An 11,513-nucleotide genomic window follows, 5' to 3' on the forward strand; every position below is an offset into this window, starting at 1 on the left:
TACTTTGTATGCCGAAATAAAAACTAACGACGGGCAGAAATGAAAACCACTGTTGCGGGAACAACAGCGGCTTTTTATTAAGCAATGTAACGTTGTGTAATTACTTACTTAATGATATGTACCACAAAATTAATTTTTTTAAGTTTAAAAAACTAATTCCGATCGCATTGATTTTCCTGGTGGCAAACCAGGCTCATGCAGAAGAATTTTCGGCAAACTATTCTGTTTACTCAAAGGTGAATGAAACGATCACCGGAAATGTAACAGATCAGGAGGGCTCTGCAATGGAGGGCGCAAAAGTCACTATTGTAGAAACGGGAGTTACCGCTACTACCGATGCTTCAGGAAATTTTACCATTTCTGCGAATATCGGGCAGACATTATCTGTTTCTTATGACGGATATGAAATTCAAAAAACAAAAATAACAGGAACTTCAGTTTCTGTTAAGTTACAATCAAAAAAAGCGGCAACTTCTATTGAAGAGGTTACTTTGGTTGGTTACGGAGCTCAGAAAAAATCTGATTTAACGGGAGCTATTAGTCAGCTGAAAGCAGAGAATTTCAAAGAAGGAATGAATATCTCTGTTGATAATCTGATGCAGGGAAAAATCGCCGGCGTTCGTATCGTTCAGTCGAGCGGTGAACCGGGAGCAGGGGTAAATGTTTCGATAAGAGGGATCGGTTCCATCAGAAGCGGAAGTACGCCTTTGTTCGTTGTAGACGGTGTTCCTTTGAGTAACGATGCGGTAAGTGCGTCAAGCCCGAACGTAGGGTTGGGAAATACTCAGGCAAAAAACCCATTGAACTTCTTAAACACAAGTGACATCGAATCTATCACTGTGTTGAAAGATGCTTCTGCGGCGGCCATTTATGGAGCGAGAGGATCAAATGGTGTTGTTTTGGTAACGACAAAAAGAGGGAAGAAAGGGGAGCCAATGTTCACATATGATACCTATTTAGGTTTTTCTTCTGTAATTAAGAAATTAGATTTAATGACTGCTGACGAATACAGAGCAGCAGGAATCAATAAATTATACGACCACGGCGGAAATACAGACTGGCAGGATGAGCTCTACAGAAATGCAGTTTCATCTAATCATTCGGTTTCATTTTCAAAAGCTACGGATACAGGAAGTTATTTTGCATCGCTTTCTCACATGGATCAGGATGGTATCGTGCTGAACAGCGGTTTTAAAAGAACGACAGCCCGTTTGAATGCTGAAGAATCTTTCTTTGATAATAAAAGACTAAAGGTTAAAGTAAATCTTACCGCAAGTGACATTAAAGAAACCGGAATTCCGAATGGCGGTAATGCAGGGTCTGACGGTCAGTTAATTATCCACGCTTTAATGGCAAATCCTACACGTTCTGTGTATGATGAAAATGGAAATTATACCAATTTTAATATGAACGCTCACTACAATCCGTTGTATTTATTGAGTGTTTATCAGGATAAAACCAATACATTCAGAGTATTAGGGAATACAGAGGCAACGTTGAGAATTTTACCCGGATTAAATTATAAATTCAATTTAGGTGTTGATAAAACAATGTCGGAAAGAAATACAACAATGTTCCCCAATCTAACTGACAGAACACCAAAAGGAATGTACGTTCAGGCAAATCTTGATTCTTATAATGTGCTTTTGGAACATTATTTAACCTATGATTTTAACTTAAACAGACATAATTTTAGTTTACTGGGAGGTTTCTCTTATCAAAAATTCAAATCTACAGGAACTTATTTTGGGGTAAAAGATATTGCAGCACAGGGAGCAGGAATTTCCCCGGAAATTAATCCTGGATATTCAGGAACGGCATTTGTGCCGGGAGCTGGCTATGCTCAGGAAAACGAATTACAGTCGTATTTCGGAAGAGTAAATTACAATTTTGATAAAAAATATTTGCTGACAGCTTCATTAAGAGCAGATGGTTCTACACGTTTCGGTGACAACAATAAATACGGATATTTCCCTTCTGTTGCTGTAGGTTGGATGGTTTCAAATGAAAATTTCCTGAAAGATTCTGGTATTGTTAATGAATTAAAACTAAGAGGAAGCTGGGGACAGACCGGTAATCAGGAAGTTCAGAATAAAATTACAAAGGCAAGTTCTTCCTTAACGCAGGTTGCAGGATATTATTTGTATGATAATTTAAATTTAATTAATGGAGTTTCGATAAATAGAACGGTAAATGCCGATCTGAAATGGGAAGTTGTGGAACAAACGAATATTGGAGCGGATTTCAGCTTATTTAAAAATAAATTGTACGGATCATTAGAATATTATCATAAAACAACGAAAGATCCTATCTTAAGTATTCCTTCAAGTCCTCTCAGTCCAACAAGTTCAGTTTGGAGAAATGTTGACGCAAAGATTATTAATAAAGGTTTTGAACTATCTCTAGGTTCAGAAATTATAAGAAATGAAAATTTCACTTGGAATTTTGATGTGAATGGAGCGACGGTAAATAACGTTGTGAAAGATCTTCCGGTTTCTGCAGTTTATACAGGTGAGGTTTCAGGTCCTGGACTTTCAGGAGTTACTGCGAATATCTATAAAAATGGTTACGAAGCAGGTTCTTTCTATATGTACAACTATTTGGGAGTTGATGCCAACGGAAAATATATTTATGAAGATATAAATGCAGACGGAAGAATCGATCAGAATGACAGAAAAATTTTCGAGGGAGCGATTCCTAACTTCACTTTTGGGATCAACTCTTATATGAAGTACAAGAAATTTGATTTTTCATTCTCTTTTATTGGGCAAACCGGAGGGTATTTGGTTAATAATACAGCGTTGGACCTAAATATCAATAATTTGGCTTCGGACAGAAATGTTTTGAAAAACTTTTATGATTCGGGAGCAAGCTTTACCAATCAGCCTCAATTATCTTCTTTATATCTTGAAAAATCAGACTTTATCCGTCTGAATAATGTAAGATTAGGATATACTTTTGATATAAATCAATTGAAGTTTTTGAAAGGTATCAATCTGTATGTAAGTGCACAAAATTTATTCACCATCACCAACTATACTGGTTATGATCCACTTGTTGATACAAGTAAACAGGTTGGTGGCAATCAGTCTTTGGGTATTGACTACACAACGTATCCATCTGCGAAAACATTCATTTTGGGAGCAACCGTTAAGTTTTAATTTAAGTTAAAAGAAATAATGAAACATACATTTTTAAATATTAATAAAATAGTTTTATCCGTTGCTGCATTAGCCTTAATGGGATGTACCAATCTGGATGAAAAAGTAATCGATGAGGTATTGGGTTCTGAAATTGCAGATTCTGAAGCCGCTTTGGCCGCTGCTTACAGCCAACTTGGTGAAGGAACTTTTGTAGATCACGGAAGTGTTTTCGCTTTACAGGAATATTCTACTGATGAAGCTTTATTACCAACAAGAGGAAGCGACTGGGGAGACGGTGGGAAATGGAGAGCAATGCATGAGTTTACGTGGGATGCCAACAGTGATGTTGTGAAAACAACCTGGAATCAATTGAACTTCGGAATTACAAAGTCTTTAACCGCAATATCAAGTGCAAGCAAAAGTACCGGAGCTAATAAAGCGTTATTTTTAGCAGAAGCAAAAGGATTACTGGCTTATTATACTTACACAACGATCGATTTGTTTGGACAGGCGCCTTACAGAGATCCGGATAATATCAATGCACCGATCCAAATCAGAAAAGCAGAAACTACAATTGATGACCTCATCAAAGAAGTGGAAGGACTTATTCCTAATCTTGCTGATATTAAAACTCAGAATACACACGCCGGAAGATTTACAAAACAGGCAGCTTATGCACTTTTGGCAGATATGTATCTGAACAGAGTTGTTTTGAAGAATAAAACGGCAAGTAATTTTAATTTTTTAGAACAGGCTGTTACAGGAAGCGGAACTGATATGGATAAAGTGATTGAGTATTCTAATTTATTGATTAATAATCCAAATTTCAGTTTAGAGTCTAATTATTTCCACAATTTTGACATTAATAATGATACAAGTAAGGAAATGATCTTTACAGTTGTTCAGAAGAAAATTGCTGGTTCAGACAAAGGTTCGGATAATGACTTGGCATATATGTCTATGGAAAGAATTCAAAAGCCTTCACCTGACAACAGAGGAACAAATGCATCTTGCATCACTCCGGAATTCTATTACTCTTGGGACGGAAATCATAACGATCCTCGTTTCCAGAGAACCTATCAGTATGAAGACGGAACTTGGTTCAGAAATGATGGATCTGACGTAAGTGTACCGTCAACAAGCAAAGTGGAGGGGACAGGAAAACCTTGGTTTCATTTCAATAGAGGATTACAGGTTGGTCAGCAATACGGACCAAAAATTCTTGCCAACGGAAATTTTGATATGACTGCAGACGGAAGAATTAAAGTCTATAAATTATTCACAGAGAAAAATACAACACTTGCTGCAGATTTCACTCCTGAACTGAGTTTTGATAATCCTTCAGAAGCTGTATTTACACAGGCTCAGATTAACAGAGGAGTAAGAAACTTCAAGTTCGAATTTGATCCGGGATTAGGAAATAACGGAACGAGCGGAATGGATGTTCCATTATACAGATTAGGAACAATCTACATGATGAGAGCAGAAGCTTATTTCAGAAGCGGAAATATAACGGCAGCTTTGGCTGATGTTAATAAACTAAGAACAAGCAGGACAAATGATGCGTTAAAAGGAAATACTGCTGGTGTTGTGCTTGCTTCTTTGGATGAGAATGCATTATTCAGAGAGTCTGGATTTGAACTGTATTGGGAAATGTACAGAAGAAAGGCAATGATCAGATTTAAGAAGTTTGATCTCCCTGGAACCGCAAAACCTGCTTCTCAACCTTACAGAAGAATTTTCCCTATTCCTCAGGCAACGATTGATGCATCGGCAGATTTCAAACAAAATCCTGGATACTAATTTTTCTTCTTTATAAAACGATTATTTTTACAATTAAGCGAAGAGAAAACCTCTTCGCTTTTGTTTTTATCAATAGAAGTGGGCTTTAACCCGTTTAATAAAATGTATAAATAAATTGGGCTTTAGCCAAAACTTAAATTTTATTCTTCATTCAGCATTCCCAGTTCTCCGAAATGTTTTTTAAACTTCTGAATTTTAGGTCCAACCACAGCACTGCAATAAGGTTGTGTAGGGTTTTCATTGTAATATCCCTGGTGATACTGTTCGGCCGCCCAGAATTTTTCGAATTTCGTTAATTCTGTTACATACGTTCCTAACCATCTTCCTGATTCCTGAGAAACTTTGATCGCTTCTTCAGCTTTTGCTTTTTCAGCATCATCTTTATAGTAAATAACAGAACGATATTGTGTTCCAACGTCATTTCCCTGTCTGTTTAATTGGGTAGGATCATGTAGAAAAAAGAAAACGTCCATTAATTGTTCATAAGAAATAATTGCAGGATCGTAGGTGATCTGCACGACCTCAGCGTGACCGGTTTCGCTGGTACAAACTTCTTCATAAGTCGGATTATCTTTGTGACCTCCGGAATATCCTGAAATGGCAGATTTCACTCCTTTCAGCATATTGAAACAGCTTTCCACGCACCAGAAACATCCGCCTCCGAAGGTAATTTGCTCTAAATTATTGTTATCCATTCTAAGTTGATTATTGTAATTAAAATATTTTCTCTTTTAAGAAAAATGGAGAAAAAACAGATCAAAAATAAGGAAAAGTTTTTCATTTTATGTCTAATAAAAGCTTCTAAACTAAATTATGATAATAGATGAGACAAATTATTTCATGTATAAAAATCAACAGTATTTTTCTGAAGGATTTCAATAAGACTTTAAACAAAAAAAGCACCCAAAAGGATGCTTCATATTATTTACAGTAAATTCAGTTACTTTTTTTCCCAAACCAAAGCACTTGCGCCCAAAATAGCAGCATCTGCTTCGTCCAGCTCACTGAAAACCAATTTTACTTTATTTCTGAAAATAGGAAGAAGGTTTCTTTCCATGTGAAGTTTAGTAGGTTTTAAGATAAAGTCTCCTGCCTTTATAACGCCTCCGAATAAAAGAATCGCTTCCGGTGAAGAAAACATCACAAAATTTGCCAATGCTTCACCTAGTTTATGTCCGGTATATCTGAAAACTTCGATAGCAATCGGATCACCCTTTAATGCACATTCGTGTACTGTTTTAGAATTAATCGCTTCTTCAGGAAACTGGCTCAACATAGATTCCGGGAATTCTGCTCTCATTTTCTTTGCGGTAATGGCAATTCCTGTTGCAGATGCGTACGCCTCAAGACTTCCTTCGGATCCAGTGCTCCAATGTTTTCTTCCGCCCGGTTTTACAATAGTATGACCTAACTCTCCTGCGAATCCATCATGTCCGTAGATTAGTTTTCCTCCCGATACAATTCCGCTTCCTACGCCAGTTCCTAAGGTAATCATGATAAAATCTTTCATTCCTCTTGCAGCTCCGAAAAGCATTTCACCAATTGCTGCAGCATTCGCATCATTAGTAAGTGTACAAGGCATTTTGAATTTTTCTGCCATCATTTCACCGAAAGGAATAACACCTTTCCATGGAAGGTTGGGAGCCTGTTCAATAGTACCTCTATAATAATTGGCATTTGGGGCACCAACACCGATTCCGTCAAAATTGGTTTCAGATCCCTGATTTTTAATCAGAGGCTGAATGTTATTATATAAAGCGTCGATAAATTCTTCAACGGTAGGGTAGTCATCTGTACGGATGCTGCCTTTCTCAAGAACTTCTCCACGATGATTTACTACTCCGAACTTGGTATTTGTTCCTCCTATGTCAATTCCTAGGGCAACATGTTTTGATAAATCTAATAATGACATTTCTATTTTTAATTCTGAAAGCTAAAATTATAAAAAAGATTGTATTAATGAATTATTAAATTAAACAAATATTTAAAAAAATTCAGACCATTTTTACTGTTTTCTTTTTTCTTCTTCCCCACCAGATCATGAAGCCAGTCACTGGTAATGAGGCACATATCAAACTTACAATGAAGGCAATGATCTTTGTCGGAAGTCCCAAAATAGATCCTACGTGAATATCATAATTGGCACCAGCCGTTTTTTCACCGAAATTTTTGTCTTTCATGTCATGTGTGTGAAGCAATTCACCTGAGTTTTCATCAAAAATCAAGCTGCTGCTTTTGTGGTATGAATATGATAAGTGTTTTACGTAAACCTCAAAATTCGGGTGCTCGTGATCATCCATATGTTCGTGTCCCAAATCGATAGAAAAACCGTAAGAATCCGGATATTTTGCTTTAACGGTATTGCTGATTTTATCTAAAGTTCCTTCCGTTCTCAGTTCGATCGGTGCTTTAGTTTTAATGGAAGAAAAGTCGGGATAAGCCGTTTTTCCACCGGAAAATATGAAATAAAATGCTGCCTGAACCACAAAAAAGGCATAGAATAATCCTGTTAATGAAAAGATTAATGCAAATATGGAAGCATAAAATCCTAAGACATTGTGAAGGTCGTAATTCTTTCTTTTCCAGCTTTTTACATTCTGCCATTTGAAAGAAAAACGCTGTTTTCTGGCTGCTTTATTCTTAGGCCACCAGAGAACAATTCCGGAAATAAGCATGATGACAAATATGATGACTGGAATTCCTACTACATATGTTCCCCATTCCTGCTTTAAAAGATAGCTCCAGTGGATCATTTTTACAATCTGGAAGAAGCCGTTTTTCTCGTCATACGTTCTTAGAACTTTTCCGTTGTAAGGATTAACGTACGCTACTTTATAAATAGGAAATTCATCAAAATAATTCCAGCCTTTCGGGTCATGTTCGTACCAATAAAAAAGATAAGACATCTTTTTATCAATCGGAATATTCACCCAATGAACGGGATATTTCTCCTTCACTTGTTCCACGACAGCTTTCTCTAAAACACGAATCGGAAGAACCTGTTTTTGATCAATATTCTGTTCGTTGTGATAGATGACATCTTTTCGGGTGATATTTTCAATTTCGTCTTTAAAAACATATAAAGCTCCGGTAATGGAGATGATGAAAATCAAAAATCCAATACCCAAACCGAACCACAAATGTAGTTTGCCCGTCCATTTTTTGAATGCGCTTCGCTTTTTTTTATGATGATGCTTTTTCTTCATATTCCTTAAGTTCAAAGATATGTTTTAAACTTTTTATTAGTTTAATTAAAATTTATATTCAATCATGAAAGTTCCTCTCATTCCCAACGAATTGGTAAAATCGGCATCTCTTGCTCCCCACCACGCAATCGCTGGCTGATACAGTTTATTGAACACATTTTCAACCCCTAAAGACACTTTCCAGCTTTTATTCACATCATAACTTGATTTAAAGTTGAAGATTGTGTATTCCGGAACTCTTCCTTCACCATACACATATAAACCTTTTGCATTCGGTTCAAACCTATTTTGTTCGAAAGTGTGAAGCATATCCAATCCGACAGATAAAGATGAGGTCGGTCTCACCTGAACATACGCCAAAATTTTTGGTGCGGTAATTCTGCTGTTGTTGATCTTGGTTGAATAATCTTTATCGTCTTTCGGTGAAGTTACTCCTTCCATCCAGCTATAGCTTCCTCCAAAATTAATCCATTTCACAGGATTGAAATGTAAGAATCCTTCAACCCCATACACGACTTCCGGTGCTCTTTGCACGATAAATGCATTATTCGCACCTTGTGTATAGGAATAACCAAGTTTAGAGGTACTTACATAAGAAGTAATTTCATAGTTGATCCACTTTGTGATTTGTCCTGTAACGCCTAATTCATAATTGTTAACGATAATCGGTTTTGTTTCAATTCTGTCGATCGTGCTTTCTGTGGCATCTCTCAATGTTCTTCCCAATTCATTAATTGAAAATGACTGTGAAAAGCTTCCAAAAATATTGACAAGAGGATTGATATTATAGCGTACTCCCACATTTCCGACTAAGCTGTTAAAATCTAAATTACCGCCTTTTACAAAAATACTGTTGGGGAAAGTCCCATCATTTTTAATTCTTGGCAGTGTGTTGAAATCGCTGACCTCAACTTTCATGTTTTCATAACGGAAACCTCCTTTAATGGTTAGTTTTTTCAGTAAATCAATTTTAACTAAAGCAAACGGAGCAATGTTGGTCATGCTCATTTCGGGAGTCCAGAAACGTCCGTCTTCAAGTTTCTGAGCAGTTTTATCATTTAAAACATCTAATCCGTAAATGATTTCTGCTTGAGAATTGGCAGCATTCCAAAGCTGAGTATCTAAATTTAACCTTGCGCCGCCTTTTTTAGAAACAATATTAGACTGACCTCCGTTTAGGAAAGTATTACTGTAACCGTACACCGTTCTAAAATCCTGGTAATATAAATTGATGTTTAAAGCGGTTCCTTTCCAAATGTTTTTGTTGTCGTAGCTTAGTTTATAATTATGATTTCTTGGTGTTCCCTGCGGAGTGGTTTCCAATCCGTTTCCTATACCTTCTCCGATGGTTGGTTTAATTCCGTATTTTCCGTTGACCAAACCTAAATTTAAATCAGATTTTGAAGCATATCCGATATAAGAGGCTTCAATTCTCTGGTTATCATTAATATTGTAGCCTAACTTCAACATTCCGTTATAGTTATCCATTTTGGCAGTGCTGTAAGTCGGACTTAAATTTACGCCGTCTGCATCTTTCATATAGCCTGTTCTTTCGTACGCCAATAAAGCAACGTAGTCGAAACTTTTAGAGATTTGTCCTGATAGCAGCTGACTTGCTCTGAAACCTAACGTTCCGCCATAAGGCTGTCCGCTGATGCCCACCTGAGAAATACCTGTAATCTTCTTATCTGAATTATTTTTTCTTGTAATATAATTGATAATACCGCCGTCTGCGCCGTTTCCGTAGATGGATGAAGCGCCTTTAATGACCTCAATTCTTTCGATAACTGAAGGATCGATCACTCTTAGATCTCTTGCTCCGTTTCGAAGTGGAGTAGACTGTGGGATTCCATCAATTAAAACCAAAACCTGGCGACCTCTCAACGTCTGTCCGGTGTTTGAAGTCTGTCCGGAACTTGTTCCCAAACTTGGAACGGTATATTGTAAAATGCTTGTAATATCCGAATTTACCGTCAGTTGCGACTGAATTTGCTTCTGACCGATAATCGTAACAGAACTTGGAATTTCCTTGATGTTTTCTCTTTTTCTGGAAGCTGTTAAAACGACTTCGTCTACATCTTTTACCTGTAAAGAATCCTGTTGCTGTGCAAATGTTGTGATCGCAGCTAAAGTGGCTACGGATAGTATGAGTTTTTTCATTTCTTAATTCCTTTTTTCTTCTTCCCTAGCCATACCAGAAATCCTGTTACAGGCAGTGAAGTGCAAATTAAACCAGCCATAAACCAGATGATTTTTCCAATGATCCCAAAATAAGAGCCTGTATGAATATCATAATTGGCATTGGCATATTTTTCTGCGTTGGTAAGATTCTGATGAGGTTTGTCTGCTAATAGTTTTCCTGAGTATTTATCAAAAACCAGTTGATTTCTGATGGCAAATTTTCCGTTTTCACCATAAATGAGGACTGGAATATTTTTTAATTCTTTTCCTTTTTTATTTTTTCCGTTCAACGGAATTCTGAAGCTTGATGAAGCTGAATATAATTTTCTCGTTTCTTTTTCTGTAAGATCAAAAACTGTCTTATTTTTTCTTGATAATGAGTCTGGAGATTTGATTTCTTTTTCCTTCGGAAGTTCCAATGAACCTGAAAGTGTAAAATTAAAAGCATTTTTCACCCAAGGGTAAGCAAAATAAATACCTGATAAACTCAATAGTAAAGCAATAAAAGAAGCATAAAATCCCAGAATATTATGAAGATCATAGTTTTTGCGTTTCCAGGTTTTTACGTTTTTCCAATCGAATGTTAAACGTGTTTTTCTTACTTTTTTATTCTGTGGCCACCAAAGAACGATTCCCGTAATGAGCAGAATAATAAATAAAAACACCGGAATACCGACCACATATTTTCCCCAGTCTGATTTTAATAATAAACTCCAGTGAATGACTTTTAAGACAGGAAACAGATCGTATTTTTCATTATAAATTCCTAAGATCTGCCCGTTGTATTGATTGACATAAACAAGTTTATTGATTTTTATTTCATCAAAATAATTCCACGCTTTTTTATCTTTTTCTATATAGAGAAATTCGTAAGATTTGTTTTTGTCTAAATGAATTTCAACTGAGCTAAGGGGATATTTCTCATTAATTTCCATTGAAACTTTCTCCTTCAACACTTCAATCGAAAGCGGTTGTCGAGTAACTGTTTCTGATTTTACATAAATCACATCTTTTCGAAGCTGATTCTGAATTTCATCCTTAAAAATATACATCGTCCCTGTCAACGAAACAATAAACACGATAATTCCAACGGAAAGCCCCAGCCACAAGTGCAGCTTGGCAGACCATTTTTTTGTGAATGAAGGTTTCTTTTTATGGTGATGCTTCTTCTTCATGAGAA

Annotated in this window: 7 protein-coding genes; 2 read left to right on the forward strand and 5 right to left on the reverse strand. The window is 36.5% G+C overall.

Going from position 1 to position 11,513, the window contains the following annotated elements; translation table 11 throughout:
- The first annotated feature begins 116 nt into the window (after positions 1-116).
- Both ASG22_RS14650 and ASG22_RS14655 read left to right on the forward strand, forming a co-directional pair.
- Entirely contained in the window at positions 117-3,161 is a 3,045-nt protein-coding gene (locus ASG22_RS14650; RefSeq protein ID WP_055986099.1) for a SusC/RagA family TonB-linked outer membrane protein, read from the forward strand.
- An 18-nt stretch (positions 3,162-3,179) separates the two neighbouring features.
- Complete coding sequence (locus ASG22_RS14655; RefSeq protein ID WP_055986104.1) at positions 3,180-4,946, forward strand: RagB/SusD family nutrient uptake outer membrane protein; 1,767 nt, start codon at positions 3,180-3,182, stop codon at positions 4,944-4,946.
- Between the two features lie 140 nt (positions 4,947-5,086).
- Here the strand turns inward: ASG22_RS14655 and msrA are convergent, their stop codons facing one another.
- The 5 genes from msrA to ASG22_RS14680 all read right to left on the reverse strand — a co-directional run bounded on the left by msrA (position 5,087) and on the right by ASG22_RS14680 (position 11,508).
- Complete coding sequence (gene msrA / locus ASG22_RS14660) at positions 5,087-5,641, reverse strand: peptide-methionine (S)-S-oxide reductase MsrA (RefSeq protein ID WP_055986106.1); 555 nt, start codon at positions 5,639-5,641, stop codon at positions 5,087-5,089.
- A 245-nt stretch (positions 5,642-5,886) separates the two neighbouring features.
- Positions 5,887-6,858 carry an ROK family protein gene (locus ASG22_RS14665; RefSeq protein WP_055986109.1) on the reverse strand — a complete coding sequence of 324 codons (972 nt, stop codon included), beginning with the start codon at positions 6,856-6,858 and terminating at the stop codon, positions 5,887-5,889.
- A gap of 82 nt (positions 6,859-6,940) precedes the next feature.
- Positions 6,941-8,152 (reverse strand): PepSY-associated TM helix domain-containing protein, encoded by a 1,212-nt coding sequence (locus tag ASG22_RS14670; protein ID WP_055986112.1) that lies wholly within the window; start codon positions 8,150-8,152, stop codon positions 6,941-6,943.
- A 45-nt stretch (positions 8,153-8,197) separates the two neighbouring features.
- A complete protein-coding gene (locus tag ASG22_RS14675; RefSeq protein ID WP_055986115.1) occupies positions 8,198-10,312 on the reverse strand; it encodes a TonB-dependent receptor in 2,115 nt (704 codons plus the stop codon).
- Positions 10,309-11,508, reverse strand: coding sequence for a PepSY-associated TM helix domain-containing protein (locus ASG22_RS14680; protein WP_055986118.1), 1,200 nt, complete (start codon positions 11,506-11,508; stop codon positions 10,309-10,311). Before ASG22_RS14680 ends, ASG22_RS14675 begins: the two co-directional genes overlap by 4 nt.
- Positions 11,509-11,513: the final 5 nt, after the last annotated feature.

This window comes from Chryseobacterium sp. Leaf405, assembly GCF_001425355.1.
Taxonomy (GTDB): Bacteria; Bacteroidota; Bacteroidia; order Flavobacteriales; family Weeksellaceae; genus Chryseobacterium.

Coding starts and splice junctions, on each gene's coding strand:
- ASG22_RS14650 (WP_055986099.1), top strand. CDS start 117: ATGTACCACAAAATTAATTTTTTTAAGTTTAAAAAACTAATTCCGATC.
- ASG22_RS14655 (WP_055986104.1), top strand. CDS start 3,180: ATGAAACATACATTTTTAAATATTAATAAAATAGTTTTATCCGTTGCT.
- msrA (WP_055986106.1), bottom strand. CDS start 5,641: ATGGATAACAATAATTTAGAGCAAATTACCTTCGGAGGCGGATGTTTC.
- ASG22_RS14665 (WP_055986109.1), bottom strand. CDS start 6,858: ATGTCATTATTAGATTTATCAAAACATGTTGCCCTAGGAATTGACATA.
- ASG22_RS14670 (WP_055986112.1), bottom strand. CDS start 8,152: ATGAAGAAAAAGCATCATCATAAAAAAAAGCGAAGCGCATTCAAAAAA.
- ASG22_RS14675 (WP_055986115.1), bottom strand. CDS start 10,312: ATGAAAAAACTCATACTATCCGTAGCCACTTTAGCTGCGATCACAACA.
- ASG22_RS14680 (WP_055986118.1), bottom strand. CDS start 11,508: ATGAAGAAGAAGCATCACCATAAAAAGAAACCTTCATTCACAAAAAAA.